Genomic DNA, 17,758 nt, shown 5'->3' on the forward strand with positions numbered 1-17,758 from the left:
GCAAAAGGTAAATTGAAACGGTTTGAAGGCGGAATGTGTCACATCCTCTGCTGACGCTTTATGACTTATGTCAAAAAAACGACAAAAATGATGCGGAACACAAAGCTGCGTCAATTATACAGCATCAGGGCAGAATGAAATCAATCTGAAATGTAATGAGTTGCAAAGGTTTGTTAACAAACACCCCAAGGCCGGACTTTTTCGGGTTAAAAACAAAAGTCGCCAAAGGCAAGCCGGCAGGGCATTGGCCAAGCAAGAACCGTTTACCGGAGACAAGCATGCTGCGTATCTTTGAACGTCGGCTCGACCCCTTCCCACCCGACGAGGTACCACCGCCGCCCGTTGGCCTGTTGCGCTTCATGTGGGCTTGTACCCGCGGCGCTCGTGGCTACATCCTGGCGCTGGCACTGCTCAGTGCCGGGGTGTCGATATACGAAGCCTGGCTATTCGCGTTCCTGGGCCAGGTGGTCGACCTGCTCGCGTCCTGGCAGGCAGGCGGTACTGTTGGCCCCGAGGAAAGCCGTGTGCTGTGGGGGATCGGCATCGTCCTAGTGGTTAGCATCGGGCTGGTGGCGCTGCGCACCATGGTTCAGCACCAGGTGCTGGCGATCAACCTGCCGCTGCGGCTGCGTTGGGATTTTCACCGCCTGATGTTGCGCCAGAGCTTGTCGTTCTTTTCTGACGAGTTTTCTGGCCGGGTCACTACCAAGGTGATGCAAACGGCGCTGGCAGTACGCGATGTGCTGTTTACCTTCATCGAAATCCTGCCCGGGATTGGCGTGTATTTCATCGCGATCATTGCCCTGGCCGGCGGCTTTGCCCTGAAACTGATGCTGCCCTTCATTGCCTGGGTCGTGCTATTCGGCTTGGCCATGTTGTATTTCGTCCCCCGGCTGGGCAAGGTCGGGCAGGAGCAGGCCAATGCCCGGTCGTCGATGACCGGGCGGGTTTCTGACGCTTACACCAACATCACCACGGTAAAACTGTTTTCGCACTCCAACCGCGAAGCGCACTTTGCGCGCGCAGCCATGGAAGATTTCAAGCAGACCGGTTTTCGCCAGATGCGCCTGGTGAGCCAGTTCGAAATCGTCAACCAGGCACTGGTGGTGGGCTTGATCTTTGGTGCCGGTGGCTACGCACTGTGGCTGTGGCACCAGGGCCAGGTCGGCACCGGGGCCGTGGCGGCGATTACCGCCATGGCCTTGCGCGTCAACGGTATGTCGCACTGGATCATGTGGGAAATTACCTCGCTGTTCGAAAACATCGGCACCGTGCAGGACGGTATGGCCACCCTCACCCGCGGCCCCAAGGTGCAGGATGTGCCGGGTGCTGCAGAGCTGGTAACCACGGGTGGCGCGGTGAGTTTCGACAAGGTCAGCTTCAACTACAACGGCGAGCGCCAGGTGCTCAATGAGCTGACGCTACACATTCGTCCGGGCGAAAAAGTCGGCCTGGTCGGCCGCTCCGGCGCCGGCAAGTCCACCTTGATCAACCTGCTGCTGCGCTTCTACGACGTGGACAAGGGGGAAATACGCATCGACGGGCAGAACGTCGCCAAGGTCACGCAGGATAGCCTGCGCAGCGCCATCGGCATGGTCACTCAGGACACCTCGCTGTTGCACCGTTCGATTCGCGACAACATTGCCTATGGCCGCCCCGATGCTACCGAAGCACAGATCCGTGCCGCTGCGGCCAGTGCCCAGGCCGATGGTTTCATCAGCCAGCTCAGCGACCGCCAGGGCAACAGCGGTTACGACACCCTGGTGGGTGAACGCGGCATCAAGCTGTCTGGCGGCCAACGCCAGCGCATTGCAATTGCCCGGGTGATGCTGAAGAACGCACCGATCCTCCTGCTTGACGAAGCCACCAGCGCGCTGGACTCGGAGGTGGAGGTGGCCATTCAGGAGAGCCTGGATGAAATGATGCAAGGCAAGACCGTTATTGCCATCGCCCACCGGTTGTCGACGATCGCCGCCATGGACCGGCTGATCGTGATGGATGAAGGGCGCATCATCGAGCAAGGCACCCATGCCGAACTGTTGGCGAAAAAGGGTACCTATGCACGGTTGTGGCAGCATCAGAGTGGCGGGTTCCTGGGTGAGGATCAGGGCGTGGCCGAGGCTGTGGAGTAAGCAGAGGCCGGGGGCAGCCAGCGTATACCCAGGCTTCGAAAGCCTGCCCAGTCAATGAACTGCGCCCCTGACGATGCTCATGGTCGCTGCCCATCCGGTAGCACCGCCTGCACCACACTGGCTGGCTGTTGCAACAAGCCTCGGGGCAAGCGGAAGCCTTTGAAAGGTTGCTGGGTAATGGGATTGAAGGCTTTTTCAGCGTTAAGCCGATAGCGCATCACGCCATCTCCGGTCCTGAAGCTCAGGTCCACGCTGGTCGCCGTCCGGCCATTGAGCGCGCCGCGGCTTAGCAAGCGGAACATCGACCACGGGCCACGGTACTCCAGGCTGCTGCTGTTGCCATTTTGCCTTAGCAAGGTGAGATTGCTGCGGACCTGCTGCCCAAAGGTATTGGGCCAGACAATACCCGTGATATGGCTTGGCCCATGGGTGTAGGCAATCAACTGGCCATCCAGGTCCAGCAGGCTGGTACGCTGGTTCGCACTGAGCCCCAAGGGCTCGATGCTGAACTGCACACTCAGCTTGCCACGCTGATCGAAGAATGTTTCGCGGATGCGCTCCGCCAGCTCGAGCTGCTCGATCACGTCGTCACGAATCAGGGATTGCCCGTGCTGAGCGGACTGCAAGGCCTCAAGGTTGTCCTTCAGGAAAACCTTGAGATACCGATCATTAAACTGCTGCAGGCGCCCTTTCGGTCCGAAGAACGCCTCGAAGTCATCCAGCGAAGCATCGGGTGCCTTCACCACAAAGGGGTAGCGGCCTGCCAGGCGTTGCTGGAAAAAACTGTACACGTCAGCATCCCAACGTCGCTCCAGTTCGCGCAGTGCTTCAACGTTCAGCACCTGGGCAGTCTGGTCGGCGAGCTTTCTGACCTGGTGGCCGATAGGCTCCGGTAAACCTGTAGCAATACGTTGCAGGGTGCCGATCGGGTCCTGCCCTGTCATCGCAAAGCGCTGATGCACGGCTTGCAACGCAGCCTTGCCGCGGTCCGGGCTGTCTTGTACGGCCTTGGCGTAGTCCAGCACGGCCGCAACAGCGCCAAGGGTTTCATCGTAGTAGCTCGGCTTTTCTCCTATCGCCTGCAGCATGGCGCCCAGGCCTGCAAACGCCCGCTGGATGGCCAACGCTTGCTGTTGCTCGGGTTTTCCGGTTGCTACCCGCAGCGTACTCAGCTCACCTGGGGATTCAACAGCTGTTGAAGACGCAAGCGAGGTGTTATCCCTGACCGTGTCCAGCAGCCGCTGCAACGGTGCTGCGGGGCCGGTCAACTGCTCCAGGATCGCGACACCATGGTCCAGATCACGGAAGTCAGCCACCGTAAACGCGTTCAGGGCGCGCCGCCAGCTGTCAATGTAATCGGCGCTGTAGAGGTTATACAGCCGCTCGGTCAGCGCATCGCGGTCGACGTCCGAATAGTCGAGTTGACTGCGCTCCCCCAATGCCCATTGATCAACCATCGCCATTTCAGCGAAGCGCTGGCTGTGCGGCTCGAAGTATTCCCTGAAGCCTTTGGCGGTGAGCATGGCGGCCAGCCTTACATCCTCACCCCCTTGTCTGGCCCCGGAAGACGGCTGGTACACTACGTCGAACGCAGGCCCTACCTGATGACGCAGGTCCAGCCCGGCGTGCAACTGCTGGTACGATTGTTGTTTCAGCGCTGCATAGACCCGCTGTGGCAATGGCAATTTGCGCAACGCCTGCTGCACTTCGCTGACCCGCTGGCGGTACTGCGGCAAATCGGTATCGGCATAGGCCAAGGCGTATTTCAGGTGCTGCATGAGGTCACGCTGCAACTGCCCCTGGCCAGGAAAGGCCCGTTGCCACTGACGGGCCATCCAGCCCTCGACCCATTCGGGCCGGCGGCTGTTACGGTCCTCGATCATCCGGTAAACCCTGAGCGCGTCCATTTGTTGCTCGCTGCCAGGTGGTGCTGCGTTCATGGCATCGATCACACCACTGGCCAAGGCCGGCAAGAAACGTTTGGACAACAAGCTGAGGTACGCCTCATCAACCAAGGGACCAATGTTGCGCCCTTGATACAAGCCAAAATCGGCAACCAGCGGCCAGGCCGCACGATAGTCGCCAAACACCGCCACCGCATCGCGAATCAGGTCCAGTGGCGCCAGCAGGTTGCGCCCGGTCGGATCAAGACGCATATCGACTTCGTGACTACTGTACTCCTGGCTTTTGGCGAGCACACTGGCAGCCTTGGTGCCATTGATATCGGCGTAACGCTGCCAGCTGGCAATGGCGATACTGAACGCCAGGATGCCTACACCAGAGCCCACCCACAGCAAGTGGCGCTTGCTGCGCGCAACCCGAACATTGTCGCCCGCCAGCCCGGCTTCCTGATAAATAACACGCCTGAATGCTTGCTGGATGAAATAGACCAACGCCTTCCCCTGTGCCTTACCTTCACGCAGGGGCAGCTTCGTCGTGTAGGGCTGAGCCGCTTCTCGGACAAAGGCATTGCGCATGTCGCCTTGCTGTACCACTGACGACCAGTACACACCACGTACCAAGGGTGGCGTGGTGAACCGGTCACTCGCCAAGGTTTCGCGCAGGAATGCCTGCAGTATGGGGCGCAACCCGATCAACTGTGCATGCAGTGAGAACAGGCGCCCGCACGGCGCTGACTTGCCCAGTACATCCAGCCGGTCGATGACCTGCTCCTGCAATTGGGTGAGAAGCCGCCCGTAGTGCTCGTCATACTCATCCAGCCAGGCGTCGAACGCGTCAACCGCATCCAGCTTGAAGGTGAACCCCAACAGGCTTTCACGCTTGGCGGCCGGAAGCTTGCTGTAGAACTGGTCGAAGCCGTCCAGCAGATCGAATTTGGTCAGTACCACGTACAGCGGCAGGCGCGCCCCCAACTGACTGCTCACTTCGTACAGGCGTGTGCGCAACCCATGGGCCAGCGCGATGCGCTGCTCGGGCTTGCCATGCAGCAGCGCCGGCAGGTCGACCACCAATAACACACCATTGAGCGCCCGCTGGCTTCGCTTACGCTGCAGCCAGCCCAACAGGTGCTCCCACAAACGGGCCTGGATACCGGGCGGCGCGGAGGCATTGGTGGGGTCGTTGGCCGCCGAGCCAGCCGGTGGTTTTTGACTGATGAAAACACCGGGCGGATCGATGATCACAGCATCGTCACTGACCCACCAGCCTACCGGGAAGGCCAGTGCTTCAGCCTGTCGGCCCCGTGCCTGGGCCTGGTCGATACGCGTCAGGGTGAAGCGCTGATCGGTGCGATCGATGAAGCTGCTTTTACCGGACTGTTCGTCGCCCAACACCAGGTACCAGGGCAGCCGGTACAACGCGCGTCGCCCACCGGCATTATCGAGGTACCGCTCAAGCCCCTGGCTCAACGCCCTCTCTTGCGCCTGCACGAACGGTAGCGCGACATCCTGTTCGGCAGCCAGTGCCTGGCGGCGCTCCGCTTGCAGGCGGCGAAAGCGCGTGCGCAGCACCCAAAGCCAGCACAGAAGCGGCACCAGCACGAGCACCAGGCTTGCCACGCTGCGATGAGCCACACTTGCCAGCGGCTGCTGCTCACGCCACGTCCATTGCGGGCCAAGCCACCAGATAGCGACCAGCATCAGCAAGGCGCCAAACCCGAGCAGCAGTGGCAGCGCCAGGCCAATGCGCGTTACCCACGGCCAGCCCCAACGTTTGAGTTGCGTCCATATTTGATTCATCGAGGCTCCTGATCCTTGTCTTGAACTGCCAGCACTGGGGATGCCGCGTACTGCTGAAGCCGCTGAAACACCTCGGGCTCCCACGCACTGGCGGTGGTTTGCTGCATGGTTCGGGCAACGTTGGCGCACAGGTCCTGGGCCAGCCAGGACACACCCCGCGCGGCCAGCAGGTCGGCTGCAATCACCGTGGTGTGGCAGCGCTCACGGGGAGCACGAAAGCCGGCTTGCAGCCCTTGCAGCCGAAGGAGCAGCGGCTCTACGCCACCGGTTTCCAGCTGGCTGACCAACTCCTCGCGCAGGCCGCTGAACTCCTGGGGGGTTGCACCTTGGCCAGACGGCCCTTGGGCGCCCTTGAGCCAGGCCAGGCATTGGTCGTCGACAAATACCATGCCGTCGCTGAAGCACAGCTGCTGCAGCGCCGGCATGCGCTGTACAAACCGGGCGGTGGCACAACGGATGGCTTCGGCCACCTCGCACATCGCCAGCCGTGTGGCGACGGTCGCAGCCAGAAAGCTGCCACGAATCCAGTAAGGGCAAACCGTCAGGCTCTTTTCAATGCGCTGCAGCAAGGCGGGGTCAACCGCCTTACTGGCAATGGCCTCTTCATAGACCCGCGTGATATCCAGCGGCACCGCCATCAATTCCGTACGGTTGCCCTGCCTGACTTGGGGAGCAACCTGAATGTGCGCCCACAAACCGAAACGCCGTAACTGGTAGCCGGTAGCGTCGTAAGGGTCCTGCTGGTTGATGAGCTCGGCCATGGACAGCACGGCCCGCCGTGTCTCACGCTCATTGCCCATCGACATGCGTGACACGGGTGTGGCGATGACATCGGCCAACGGTGCAGGCTTTTCGGTTGCAGCCGGCGCTTTGGGCACAGCAGCCTCGCCGACACCGTTGGCAAGTTCCGAGTGTTTGCGTAGCAGGCGCTCAAGTTCGCCCAGTGCGGCCATGTCCAGCTGCACCGCTTCCTGTTGTTGCAGGCGTTTCAAGGCAGCCTGCGCTGCCGCTGCGTGGGTCGGGGTGTAGGTAAAACGATCAAGACGCGGTAGCGCCTCGGCCAAGCGATCGATCACCAGGGCAACCAGCTTGCGCTTGCCCAGGACGCCTTTCGGTCCCGGCTTGGGATGAGCGGCTTCCCAATAGCACTCGAGCATGCCGGCCAGCAACGCCAAGGTGCACCCCCACCGCTCCCAGCAGCCGCTATGCAACCATGCGGCACTCAGGTGCGCAACGATTCGCAAGTGCTTGCATTGCTGGCTCAGGTACTGACGGGACGCTTCTTCGATGTAGACCCAGTCGATCGAGGCGTCCTGCAGCCCACCCAGCTTGACCATTTCCTGGTCAATGGCCTGATAGGTTTCGTCCTCGACATCGAACAGGCCAGCCGGAACTGCCGGATCAATCGGCGCGAGCAACCGACTGACCTCTTCCCCGGATACCTGCGCTACCACCGACATGTACTTCTCGCCCGGCTGATCAAGGGGTCCAGGCCCTGCGCATCGAAGGTCAGCCCGTCGATCTCGCCGTGATCACTTACAACCTCGATACGCTGGGCACCGATCAGCTTCCTGATCTGCTCGATGGCGGGCAGGCCCCGCCCGGCATCGAGCACTTGGCCGTTCTCCATCACCTGCCAGGGCCTCTCACGGGTCGACCAGCCCTCCCCGCTCAGGCGTACCTTGACCCAGCTTGCTTCGATCGGGCGCCTGGAAATCAGCTGTAGCCGGGAGATGGCCTGAATGCAACTGATTGCCATGTAGGCACGTTCATCACCCGATGCGATGGCGGGCGCCGAAATCACAAGCGCTGGTGCGCCTGCCCCGTCCTGGGGCTGGCTCCCGATGCGAAACGTCAGGTCATCCGGCGCCCGTTCAGCTTCATTTGCCATTACACGTAACACAGTGGGGGCCTGCTGCTCCGGTGCAGACCACTGCCGTTTTGGCGTGTACGCCGGGGTGCCAGCAGCCTGATCGAAACAGGCCAGTCGCTCGACGTTGGACACGATCCGGGGACAGTCCCGCGTGGAGCCTGCCAGCACCGGCTGCAGACAAAACAGCAACGAGAGACCGGCGCCATATGCACAGCGGTTAATCATCCTGAATTTACTCTCCGAAAAGTACTAACGGCCTATATAGAGCAAAGAACTTTCCTACAAATAGATAGCGATACCCATGCACCCGCTCGACCAACTAAAACAATTCCAGCAGAAGCCTATTACACAGCACCTAATGCACACAAACAAATATTTCCTTACATCTTAATGCTCGACCAAAGATCACTCTTGCGTGCATGGTTTTTATAGAAATTGGACAAATAACCCAACCCATTGAACATATGTGGGAATCTTCCTACAAGACCGAGACAATAATAAACACAACTAGCACATGAACATCCTACAGCCCAACAGGGAGTTGCGTACCGATGTCTAAAAATACGGGATCCGTTGCGCCGAAAGAACGCGTCAATATCAAGTATGTCCCCGCTACCAGCGATGAGCAGGCTGAGGTGGAGCTGCCGCACAAGATGCTGGTGCTGGGCGACTTCGGCCTGGATGACAACCGGGCGCTTGAGGACCGTCAGGTCATGCGCATCGATAAACATACATTCAACAGCGTGTTGAACGACGCCAACGTGAGCCTGGACGTAAAGGTACCGTCCAGGCTCGGCACCGCCCCGGATACCGAACTGGCCGTCCACCTGCAGTTCAGGTCCATCAACGATTTCGGGCCGGACCGGATCGCGCGCCAGGTGCCCGAGCTGAACAAGCTGCTGGCGCTGCGCGAAGCACTGGTCGCCCTGAAAGGCCCGCTGGGTAACGTCCCGGCCTTCCGCAAGCAATTGCAGCACCTGCTTAACAACGAGCAGGCGCGTAAGCAGCTCGCCCAAGAACTGGACCTGGTGCTAGAGGCGCCAGAACAAGATTGAGACAACGGAGCGTCCACATGCCCAAGCCAAGCAGCACCGCCATCACCACAGACGCAACGGCCGACACATTGAGCAATGCCACCTTGCTCGACCAGATCATGGCAGAAACCAAGCTGGTGCCTGCTCAGGAGGGCTACCAGATTGCCAGGCAGGGCGTATCTGCCTTCATCACCGAAATCCTCAAGAGCAATGACCCGGATCAACTGATCAACAAGCACCGGGCCGACCAGATGATTGCCGAGATCGACCGAATGCTCGGCAAACAGATGGATGCCATTCTGCATCAGCCTGAGTTCCAGCAGCTTGAATCATCATGGCGCAGCCTGAAACTTCTGGTCGACCGCACGGACTTCAGGGAGAACATCAAGCTTGAAGTCTTGCATGTCACTAAAGAGGACCTGCTCGACGACTTCGAAAATGCTGCTGACATTACCTGCAGCGGTATCTACAAGCATGTTTACACCGCGGGTTATGGCCAATTCGGGGGAGAGCCGGTTGCGGCCATGGTAGGCAACTACAACTTCGGCCCCTCTTCCCCTGACATCAAGTTGCTAAGTTACATGGCCTCCGTTGGCGCCATGTCCCATGCCCCTTTTCTTGCTGCACCGGCCCCCGAATTCTTCAATTTGAACAGCTTCGAGGAGCTGCCTAACCTCAAGGAAATAAAAGACCTCTTCGCCGGCCCTCGGCATGCCAAGTGGCGCGCTTTTCGTGAAAGCGAAGACGCCCGCCACGTCGCCCTGACCGGGCCGCGCTTCATGCTTCGCTCCGCTTACCACCCGCAGGAACAACCGATCGAGAGCTTCAACTACAACGAAGACATCGCCGGGCAGCACGACAACTACCTATGGGGCAATTCTGCTTTTCTGTTAGCCAGTTGCATCAACGACAGCTTCGCCCGCTACCGCTGGTGCCCGAACATCATCGGCCCCCAATCGGGCGGTGCTGTCGAAGACTTGCCGGTCCATCTGTACGAATCCCTGGGCCAGTTGCAGGCCAAGATTCCTACCGAGGTGCTGATATCCGACCGCAAGGAATTCGAACTGGCTGAAGAGGGCTTCATCGCCCTGACCATGCGCAAAGACAGCGACAACGCCGCGTTTTTCTCCGCCAACTCGGTACAAAAGCCCAAGCACTTCCCGAAAACCCCTGAGGGGCTGCAGGCCCAGACCAACTACAAGCTGGGTACCCAGTTGCCCTATCTGTTCATCGTCAACCGGCTGGCCCACTACATCAAGGTGCTGCAGCGCGAGCAGATCGGCAGTTGGAAAGAGCGCCGTGACCTTGAGTCCGAGCTGAACAAATGGATCAAGCAGTACGTCGCCGACCAGGAGAATCCGTCTGCGGACGTTCGCAGCCGCCGGCCGCTGCGTGCCGCCCGTATTGAGGTCTCGGATGTTGCGGGTGACCCGGGCTGGTACCAGGTTTCGCTCGCCGTACGTCCGCACTTCAAGTACATGGGCGCGAACTTCGAGATTTCCCTGGTCGGGCGGCTCGATACGCAATGAGTGGTCTTTTTGATCGCCTGATGGTGGACCAGTGCACCCGCCGGGAGGCCTCCCGACGCGAGAGCGCTTCCCACAAGTTCGCCGCCATCAAGCGCCACCTCGAAACGCTGCTGAATGCCCGTCAGGGGTGCTCCCAGAGCAGCCCTGAGCTGGGCCTGCGCGACTTCAATGGGCATGACGTGAGCAACGGCGACTTGCTTGTGCAGGTGAGCGCGGATATCCGCCGCACCCTCCAGCGCTTCGAGCCGCGCATACAGGTACGCACGCTCAACGCAGTGCCCGATACCCATGCCCCGCTGGAGCTGCATTTCAGGCTGGATTGCCTGGTACAGGTCAACAACCACGCAGAGCAGCTGCAACTCGAGCTGCTGGTCGATGGCCACAACCGCTACACGCGCGTGAGGTGACCGATGTCTCTGAGAGACCGTTTCAGTGAAGAACTGCGTTACCTGCACGAACTGGGGAACGACTTTGCCAAGGACAACCCACAACTCGCGCGGTTACTTGGCAAAGGTGCCAGCGACCCCGATGTCGAACGCCTGATGGAAGCCTTCGCGTTCCTGACCGCCAAGCTACGGCTGAAGCTGGAAGACGACTTGCCAGAGCTGACCCATCCCATGCTGCAGTTGCTCTGGCCGAACTACCTGCGCCCACTGCCCAGCGCGACGATCATCAAGTTCAGCCCGGTGAGGCAATCCCTCAGCCAGTCACAACGCATCCCAAAGGGGTCGCGGCTGTTCTCGAAACCGGTAGACGGCGTGGCCTGCGAGTTCCGCACCTGTACAGCGGTCAACATTCATCCGTTCGAGATCGACACGGTGGCAGCCACCCAGACATCCGACAGTTCTGTGATCTGCATCGGCCTTCAATCACTGGTTGAGCGGCCGTTGAACAGCCTGGGCTGTACCAGCCTCGACTTTTACCTCAGCGGCGATACCCGAACCGCTCGCACGCTATACCTGTGGGTTTCTCAATATCTCAACCATGTCAGCGTGACCATCAATGGCGAGGTTCGTCGGCTGCCGGCAAACAGCATCGCATTCCCAGGGTTCAGCTCCAACGACGCCTTGCTGCCTTACCCACAGAACGTCTTTGATGGCTATCGCATCCTGCAGGAATACTTCGCGTTCCCTCAACGCTTCCACTTTTTCAGCGTTACCGGCCTGGAAAAAATCTGGCCAGCTCATGACAGCCAGCAGGTACACCTTGAATTTCACTTCACGCGCCAGCTACCCGACTCGCTGCGTGTCGGCAAAGCAGATTTCAACCTGTTCTGCGCACCTGCGGTCAACCTGTTCCAGCACAGCGCCGAGCCCATCGACCTGTCCGGCAAGGACGCCATGGTTCCACTGAAGCCCAAGGGCACAGCGCCGCACAGCTACGAAATCTTCAGTGTCGACCAGGTGATCAGCACCCGAACGACGACTGACGGGAACACGGGTGAGCACCTTCGGACCTTCCGTCCCTTCGAGTCATTCGCCCATGAAATCGAGCACGTCCAGGGGCGCACGGCGCTGTATTACCGCTGCCAGCTGGAAGAATGCCTGCACGGCAATGGCGTCATGCATCGAATCGCCTTTGTCCGCGCCGACGCCAACAGCTACATAGGCGAGCTGGAAACCGCGTCCATCGACCTCACCTGCACCAATCGGGACCTACCGCTGGCGCTAGGCGTGGATGACATCAACGTCCTGAGCGAACTTACGCCGCCGCTGGCCACCTACACCAATCTCTGTATCCCCACCCGCCCCTGTCGCCCGGTGCTGGACGGCCAGTTGCAGTGGGCATTGATCTCCAACATGTCGCTCAACTACCTGTCCATGCTCTCGGTAGAGCCGCTGAAAGCGGTGATCCGCGCCTACGACTTCATGGCCCTGCACGACATCCAGCAGGCTCGCACCACCCGTAAACGCCTGGAGGGTATGCGCGACATTCATACGCAGCCCATGGATTGGCTTTTCAAGGGGCAACCCATTCGCGGCCTGCACACCCGGCTGAAACTGGACCAGACCGCCTTTCTCTGCGAAGGCGATTTGTACCTGTTCAGCTGTGTGCTCGCGCACTTCTTCGCCCTGTACGCCAGCATCAATTCCTTCCACCAGCTGGAAGTGATCAACACCACCAATAATGAGCACTACACATGGCCAATACAGACCGGCAAGCAACCGCTGATCTAGCCGACAAGCTGCTCTGCAAAGCGCACCAGTATAACTTCTTCCAGTTGCTGGAGCGGTTGCACGGGCTGCATGGCGATGACCTGGAGCCGCGTTGGCCGGACAAGGCCACCCGGTTGCGCGTGCGCCTGGCCTGCGACCCACGGCTGACCTTTCCTGTATCGGACGTGTACAAAGCCCAGCGAATGCCCGCTGAGGACGAGCGCTACCGCATCGTTGCCACGTTCCTGGGGTTGCACGGCACCGATTCGCCATTGCCCACCTATTACCTGGAACAGGTGGCGTATGAACATGCGCATGGCATCGGTGTACGGCCGGCCTTCTTCGACTTCTTCAACCACTACCTGCTCAGCCTGTTGCACCGTATCTGGCGCAAGTACCGCTATTACATCCGCTTCCAGCCAGGTGCCAGTGACGGGTTCTCGCAGTACGTGTTTGCCCTGCTTGGGCTTAACGACAAGCAGTTGCGAGGCGACACGGCGCTGCCCTGGAGCCGCCTGCTCAGTTTTGCCGGCGTGATCGCCAGCCGCAGCCGTGCGCCGGGCACTGTGGCCGGCATCATTGCGCACTGCTTCGACCTCAAGCAGGTGCACATCCGCGAGTTCGAGACGCGATCAGTCGTCACGCCGTCCAGGCAGCTTGCAAGGCTGGGGCGGACCAACGGCCAGCTGGGCAGCACGTTCATGATTGGCAGCCGCACGCGCACTCGCAGCAGCAAGTTCACCATCGTGATCAGCGAACTCGACCAGACGCAGCTGCGGGACTTGCTGCCCAGCGGCATCAACTTCGGCCGTTTGCGTGCACTGATCGACTTTCTGCTGCGTGACGGGCTGGCCTATGACCTGGAACTGCGCCTCAAGCAAAGCACGTTGTCACCCTTCTGCTTGCACCGCAGCCAGGCCGCATACCTGGGCTGGACCAGCTTCGTCGACGACCGGCATGGCCAGATCAGCCCGGTTGTACGTATCCGGGGGCGCACATGAGCACAGTCACCTTGAGCATCACCAACCTCGACCAACTGCAGCACGGCGTTACTGCTCGCCACCTGTTCGATTGCAAGGGCGGCACCATCGGCAGCGGGCGAGCAAACTGGCGGATCAATGACCGCGATCAGGCCGTTGCGCCCATCCACTGCGAAATCCGCTGGATCGAAGGCAGCTTCTGTGTGATCGACCACTGCCACCGCACCTACGTCAATGGCAGTGCCAACAGCCTGGGGCCGCTTCCACCCAGGCGCCTGGTTGAGGGTGACCAGCTTCTCATTGGTGCCTATCGCCTACAGGTTCAGTACTCCCAGGGTCAGGCCTGCACACGCTCGCTGGAGGACCTGTTCAACCCGGAGCCGAGGATGCTCGACCGCCTGCTAGCCGAAGGGCCTGCACCCGCTTGCCCGGCACAGCCTTCTACCCCACAACCAGCCGTCGAGATCTGCTCGGTCTTCAAAGCAGCCATGGGGAATGACCCTCTGGCAGCGCTGGACGCAGCAGACGGTGAAGGGGCACTCCGAGAAAGCCCGCTGCAGCGCCTGATTGCCGGAGCATACCCATGAAGCCTCATCCACTTCTGCTCGCCACCCTGCTGCTTGCGCTGGTCGTGCCCACCGGCTGCACCTCTTTGAGCAGAATGAGCCAGGTGGCCATGGACCACTCGTTGCCCATCGGGCCGCCCAAGGATCACCCGACCGAGATCGCATTCAGCATCAATGCCAGCCCTACCCTCAACGGCAATCCGAACAGCCTTGAGGTCGCAGCCGAACAGGATAGCGCCCTGGAGCCCAGCCCCTACGCTGTGACCCTGAGTGCTGGCGACCCCTATGCGTTGACCGAAAAAATCGGGGTTCTGTTCGAATACCTGCAAGCGCAATTCCCGGCCATGTCCACCGTCGAGCTGGACGAAGAAGACGATAGCGACCCGGCGCGCTCGCCTCTGGAGGAAAGCGGCCCCGGCAGCTACGACGACCCTCAGGTGGCGTTGACCTTGCCGCGCACCACAAGCGTTGCCTCAGCGCTGGTCGCTACGCCCATTGCCATCACGATCCTGCAACTGCGTGACGACTCACTGCTGCGCAACACCGTGTACCAGCTACTGGAGCAGGACCCGGCCAAGGCGCTACGCAGTACCTATATCCGTAGTGACGACTACCTGCTGCGCCCTGGTCAGTTCAAGTACATCCCGTTCGAACCCATCCACGCCGAAACCCGCTTCGTTGCGGTGATTGCCGACTACCGAGGCCATGAAGACGCCAGTTGGCGGCAAGTACTGCGCATTCCGCCGCGTGGCCGCCAGATCATGCTGTCGGTGTTGGTCAACGACACGCACATCGTGCTCAAGGAAGAAGACTGATGGCGCCTCATCACCCTTTGCCCTTCCTGCTTACTCACGCTGACACGGAGCGCCCATGAGTTCACGCAATCCCGTTCTCTGGCCCGAAGGCCTGTTCGTCAAACCACAGCATTTCCAACAAGCGGCCAGAGCCAGCGAAGCAGCACTGCACCAGCGCCTCGCCAGCCTCAATGCAGCCTTCTACGGCTTCAGCGAACTTCAGTTGAACGACGAATACCTGAGCCTGGGCAAAGTCGCCATCACCCGGGCGCGAGGTGTGATGCCGGACGGCACGGTGTTCGACATTCCCGCCGACCTGCCGCCACCGCCGCCGCTGGAAATCGGCGACGACGCGTGCAAAGACAGTGAGGTGTATCTGTGCCTGCCGCTGCGTACCGATGGCGGCCGCGAAGTGAGCTGGCCCGACAATGCAGCCAATTTCCGCTATACCGCCCAGGCACAGGAAATCAAGGATACCCACACCGCTGACGGTGACCTGGTGCAGGTAGACCTTGCGGTGCCCAACCTGCAGCTCAAACGCAAGACCGAAGACAGCAGCGCATACACCCGCCTGGCCCTGGCACGTATTCTGGAACGGCGCCCCGACGGCAGCCTGCAACTGGACGAAGCGTTCTACCCCACCAGCGTTTCGGTGCGGGCGGTGCCAGCGCTGCAGCGGTTTCTTGAAGAAATCACCAATACCTTGCGCGAGCGGGCGCGCGGCCTTGCCACGCGGATTGGTGCATCGGGCCAGTCCGGGATCGCCGACATTCGCGACTTCAACCTGTTGCAGGCCATGAACCGTTGGTGGCCATGCTTCCAGCATCTGGCCAGGCAAGCGCAAACGCACCCCGAGCAGCTGTACCTGTGCATGAGCCAGGCCTGCGGCGAATTCGTCACCTTCACCGACCAGAACAGGCTGCCGCAGGAGTACCCCGCCTATCACCACACCGCACTGCGCACCTCCTTCAAACCGCTGGAAGACACCTTGCGCCGGTCTCTGAGCACCGTCTTGCGGCCGCGCGCTGTTTCACTGCCGCTGGAGAGCGAACAATTCGGCGTGATGACGACCACGCTGGAAGACCGCCGGCTGATCGACGAAGCCGACTTCATCCTCGCCGTGCGCGCCAGCATGCCACCACAGGCGTTGCGCCAGATGTTCATCCAGAAAGCAAAGATCACCTCACTTGAGTCACTGAATGACCTGGTGCCGCTGCAATTGCCAGGCATCCCTTTGTTGCCTTTACCGGTAGCGCCCCGCGATCTGCCCTTCCATGCGGGCTTCAGCTACTTCGAGCTGGACCGACGTGACCCGGCCTGGGCGTGCATGAGCAAGGCGAATGGCTTCGGCATCCACATTGCGGGCGACTTCCCAGGGCTTGAACTGCAGTTCTGGGCGATCAGGAGTGAGTGACATGGGAAAAGACAACAACACGCCCACCGATGAAAACAACGCTGCAGTCAACGCGCTTGATTCAACCCTTGAACAGCCAGTACCCGCCCCCCGGGCTGCGGCAACCAATGGGCAAGCATCCACGGACAAACCCGAGCCAGAGCCCGTTTCCGAAGGCTACCCCGCTGACCCGGAATTTCAGCTGCGGGGCGGCTTCGCCAACCTGATGCTGGATGCCGCATCACCGTTGTTCGGCTTGGTTATACGCCTGCGTACGCTGGACGAGCTGCCGAACATCCAGGACGTGCACCAGCAAGTACGCAGCCAGATCGACAACATTCAGGAAGAACTGCGCCAGCACGGTTACGAGCCGGCTCAGTTGCTGGCGTACTCCTACGGTCTGTGCCTGTTCATAGACGAGGCCGTTATGGAGCGCCCCTGGGGCAAGAGCAGCTGCTGGAGCCAGGAGCCGCTGCTCAGCATCTTCCACGACGAGACCTGGGGTGGGGAAAAAATCTTCACGGTGATCACCCGCCTGATGCAGGAGCCCAAGCGTTATCAGGACGTACTTGAGTTCATGTACTACGCCCTGTGCCTTGGGCTGAAGGGCAAGTACGCGCTCGCGCCGAAAGGCGAAGAAACACTCAACGCACTGATTCACCAACTGCACGGGATCATCCGCGAACTGCGCGGCCCTACCCCCGAAGAAGTCTGCGACCCCTACACCAATGTGGCCCCACGCAACTTCCGCATGAGCCGGCAATGGCCCTGGTGGAGCCCCTTGGTGATTTCCGCCATCGCCATGGCGGTGGCTTACAGCATCTACAGCTATCGCCTGCACCTGATTACCACCGAGGTGCTGGAGTCGCTCAACGGCATTTTGCAGCAGTAGCGCGTCGATCCACGGCGCAGCTGATTCATTGAATTGACGAGGTACCTGCCTCGTTGACAAGCCCATCGTTTCCGATGGCCACGCCACCCTGGGTGCGCGTGTTTATCCACACGGACGCAGGAGAGACTGCCATGCCAACACCCGCTTACATCACAATCACTGGTACAACTCAAGGCAAAATCACCGCTGGTGCATTTACCTCTGATTCTGTCGGCAACGTTTTCCAGCAAGGTCATGAAGATCAAATCCTGGTTCAGGAGATCAAGCATGAAGTGACCACACCCACTGATCCACAGAGCGGCCAGCCGAGTGGCCCACGCGTACACAAGCCGTTCAAGTTCACCAGTTCACTCAACAAGGCCACCCCGCTTATGTATCAAGCGCTGGCGACAGGCGAAAAGCTGGAGATCGTCGAAGTCAATTGGTACCGCACCTCGTCGGAAGGCAAACAAGAGCACTTCTTCTCAACCACGCTTGAAGACGCAACTATTGTCAGCATCAACACCGTCCTCCCCCACGCTCAAGACAAGGTGAACGAGAACTACACGCAGCTGGTCGAGGTTGCGATGACCTATCGGAAGATCGTCTGGGAGCACACCGTAGCAGGTACCGGTGGCTCTGATGATTGGCGAGCACCAGCCGCCTGATATTCATGAATGCTCCGGGCGGGTTTACCTGCCCGGACTTTGTGTCACCTCAGACGGCGGACAA

General features: G+C 60.2%; 15 protein-coding genes. 11 read left to right on the forward strand and 4 right to left on the reverse strand.

The window, feature by feature from the left end:
* Positions 1 to 124: 124 nt before the first annotated feature.
* Complete coding sequence (locus tag FQ668_RS28570; RefSeq protein WP_019436861.1) at positions 125 to 280, reverse strand: hypothetical protein; 156 nt, start codon at positions 278 to 280, stop codon at positions 125 to 127.
* Between FQ668_RS28570 and FQ668_RS17355 the strand changes: the two genes are divergently transcribed.
* On the forward strand, positions 279 to 2,132 hold the full coding sequence (locus tag FQ668_RS17355; RefSeq protein WP_019436862.1) for an ABC transporter ATP-binding protein: 1,854 nt from the start codon (positions 279 to 281) through the stop codon (positions 2,130 to 2,132). The genes FQ668_RS28570 and FQ668_RS17355 overlap by 2 nt on opposite strands.
* Positions 2,133 to 2,209: 77 nt before the next feature.
* Here the strand turns inward: FQ668_RS17355 and tssM are convergent, their stop codons facing one another.
* Genes tssM through vasI form a run of 3 tightly spaced genes read right to left on the reverse strand, consistent with a single transcriptional unit; the run spans position 2,210 to position 7,928 of the window.
* Complete coding sequence (tssM, locus tag FQ668_RS17360; RefSeq protein WP_053868146.1) at positions 2,210 to 5,830, reverse strand: type VI secretion system membrane subunit TssM; 3,621 nt, start codon at positions 5,828 to 5,830, stop codon at positions 2,210 to 2,212.
* A complete protein-coding gene (tssA, locus tag FQ668_RS17365) occupies positions 5,827 to 7,290 on the reverse strand; it encodes a type VI secretion system protein TssA (protein ID WP_053868147.1) in 1,464 nt (487 codons plus the stop codon). The genes tssM and tssA overlap by 4 nt, the downstream gene beginning before the upstream one ends.
* On the reverse strand, positions 7,278 to 7,928 hold the full coding sequence (gene vasI, locus FQ668_RS17370; protein WP_076402927.1) for a type VI secretion system-associated protein VasI: 651 nt from the start codon (positions 7,926 to 7,928) through the stop codon (positions 7,278 to 7,280). Before vasI ends, tssA begins: the two co-directional genes overlap by 13 nt.
* 326 nt (positions 7,929 to 8,254) lie before the next feature.
* Here vasI and tssB point away from each other — a divergent pair, with 326 nt between their 5' ends.
* The 10 genes from tssB (at position 8,255) to FQ668_RS17420 (ending at position 17,694) form a co-directional block, all read left to right on the forward strand.
* Positions 8,255 to 8,758: a type VI secretion system contractile sheath small subunit gene (tssB, locus tag FQ668_RS17375; protein ID WP_014591436.1), complete on the forward strand. Its 504-nt coding sequence runs from the start codon at positions 8,255 to 8,257 to the stop codon at positions 8,756 to 8,758.
* A 17-nt stretch (positions 8,759 to 8,775) separates the two neighbouring features.
* Entirely contained in the window at positions 8,776 to 10,266 is a 1,491-nt protein-coding gene (gene tssC / locus FQ668_RS17380; protein ID WP_019436866.1) for a type VI secretion system contractile sheath large subunit, read from the forward strand.
* Positions 10,263 to 10,673, forward strand: coding sequence for a type VI secretion system baseplate subunit TssE (tssE, locus tag FQ668_RS17385; protein ID WP_010953542.1), 411 nt, complete (start codon positions 10,263 to 10,265; stop codon positions 10,671 to 10,673). Before tssC ends, tssE begins: the two co-directional genes overlap by 4 nt.
* A 3-nt stretch (positions 10,674 to 10,676) precedes the next feature.
* Positions 10,677 to 12,443, forward strand: coding sequence for a type VI secretion system baseplate subunit TssF (tssF, locus tag FQ668_RS17390; protein WP_019436868.1), 1,767 nt, complete (start codon positions 10,677 to 10,679; stop codon positions 12,441 to 12,443).
* A complete protein-coding gene (tssG, locus tag FQ668_RS17395; RefSeq protein WP_019436869.1) occupies positions 12,407 to 13,423 on the forward strand; it encodes a type VI secretion system baseplate subunit TssG in 1,017 nt (338 codons plus the stop codon). Before tssF ends, tssG begins: the two co-directional genes overlap by 37 nt.
* On the forward strand, positions 13,420 to 13,989 hold the full coding sequence (locus tag FQ668_RS17400; RefSeq protein WP_019436870.1) for an FHA domain-containing protein: 570 nt from the start codon (positions 13,420 to 13,422) through the stop codon (positions 13,987 to 13,989). Before tssG ends, FQ668_RS17400 begins: the two co-directional genes overlap by 4 nt.
* On the forward strand, positions 13,986 to 14,783 hold the full coding sequence (gene tssJ / locus FQ668_RS17405) for a type VI secretion system lipoprotein TssJ (protein WP_019436871.1): 798 nt from the start codon (positions 13,986 to 13,988) through the stop codon (positions 14,781 to 14,783). Before FQ668_RS17400 ends, tssJ begins: the two co-directional genes overlap by 4 nt.
* Before the next feature lie 55 nt (positions 14,784 to 14,838).
* The gene (gene tssK / locus FQ668_RS17410; RefSeq protein ID WP_019436872.1) at positions 14,839 to 16,176 is read left to right on the forward strand and encodes a type VI secretion system baseplate subunit TssK; all 1,338 of its coding nucleotides are present in this window, start codon (positions 14,839 to 14,841) and stop codon (positions 16,174 to 16,176) included.
* Position 16,177: 1 nt separating this feature from the next.
* Entirely contained in the window at positions 16,178 to 17,047 is an 870-nt protein-coding gene (gene icmH / locus FQ668_RS17415) for a type IVB secretion system protein IcmH/DotU (protein WP_019436873.1), read from the forward strand.
* 131 nt (positions 17,048 to 17,178) lie between these two features.
* On the forward strand, positions 17,179 to 17,694 hold the full coding sequence (locus tag FQ668_RS17420) for an Hcp family type VI secretion system effector (RefSeq protein WP_019436874.1): 516 nt from the start codon (positions 17,179 to 17,181) through the stop codon (positions 17,692 to 17,694).
* Positions 17,695 to 17,758 lie beyond the last annotated feature (64 nt).

This window comes from Pseudomonas sp. Kh14, assembly GCF_900291005.1.
Lineage (GTDB): Bacteria > Pseudomonadota > Gammaproteobacteria > Pseudomonadales > Pseudomonadaceae > Aquipseudomonas > Aquipseudomonas alloputida.

Coding starts and splice junctions, on each gene's coding strand:
- tssF (WP_019436868.1), top strand. CDS start 10,677: ATGTCTCTGAGAGACCGTTTCAGTGAAGAACTGCGTTACCTGCACGAA.
- tssK (WP_019436872.1), top strand. CDS start 14,839: ATGAGTTCACGCAATCCCGTTCTCTGGCCCGAAGGCCTGTTCGTCAAA.
- FQ668_RS17420 (WP_019436874.1), top strand. CDS start 17,179: ATGCCAACACCCGCTTACATCACAATCACTGGTACAACTCAAGGCAAA.
- FQ668_RS17355 (WP_019436862.1), top strand. CDS start 279: ATGCTGCGTATCTTTGAACGTCGGCTCGACCCCTTCCCACCCGACGAG.
- tssE (WP_010953542.1), top strand. CDS start 10,263: ATGAGTGGTCTTTTTGATCGCCTGATGGTGGACCAGTGCACCCGCCGG.
- tssC (WP_019436866.1), top strand. CDS start 8,776: ATGCCCAAGCCAAGCAGCACCGCCATCACCACAGACGCAACGGCCGAC.
- FQ668_RS28570 (WP_019436861.1), bottom strand. CDS start 280: ATGCTTGTCTCCGGTAAACGGTTCTTGCTTGGCCAATGCCCTGCCGGC.
- tssB (WP_014591436.1), top strand. CDS start 8,255: ATGTCTAAAAATACGGGATCCGTTGCGCCGAAAGAACGCGTCAATATC.
- FQ668_RS17400 (WP_019436870.1), top strand. CDS start 13,420: ATGAGCACAGTCACCTTGAGCATCACCAACCTCGACCAACTGCAGCAC.
- tssA (WP_053868147.1), bottom strand. CDS start 7,290: ATGTCGGTGGTAGCGCAGGTATCCGGGGAAGAGGTCAGTCGGTTGCTC.
- icmH (WP_019436873.1), top strand. CDS start 16,178: ATGGGAAAAGACAACAACACGCCCACCGATGAAAACAACGCTGCAGTC.
- tssJ (WP_019436871.1), top strand. CDS start 13,986: ATGAAGCCTCATCCACTTCTGCTCGCCACCCTGCTGCTTGCGCTGGTC.
- tssM (WP_053868146.1), bottom strand. CDS start 5,830: ATGAATCAAATATGGACGCAACTCAAACGTTGGGGCTGGCCGTGGGTA.
- tssG (WP_019436869.1), top strand. CDS start 12,407: ATGGCCAATACAGACCGGCAAGCAACCGCTGATCTAGCCGACAAGCTG.
- vasI (WP_076402927.1), bottom strand. CDS start 7,928: ATGATTAACCGCTGTGCATATGGCGCCGGTCTCTCGTTGCTGTTTTGT.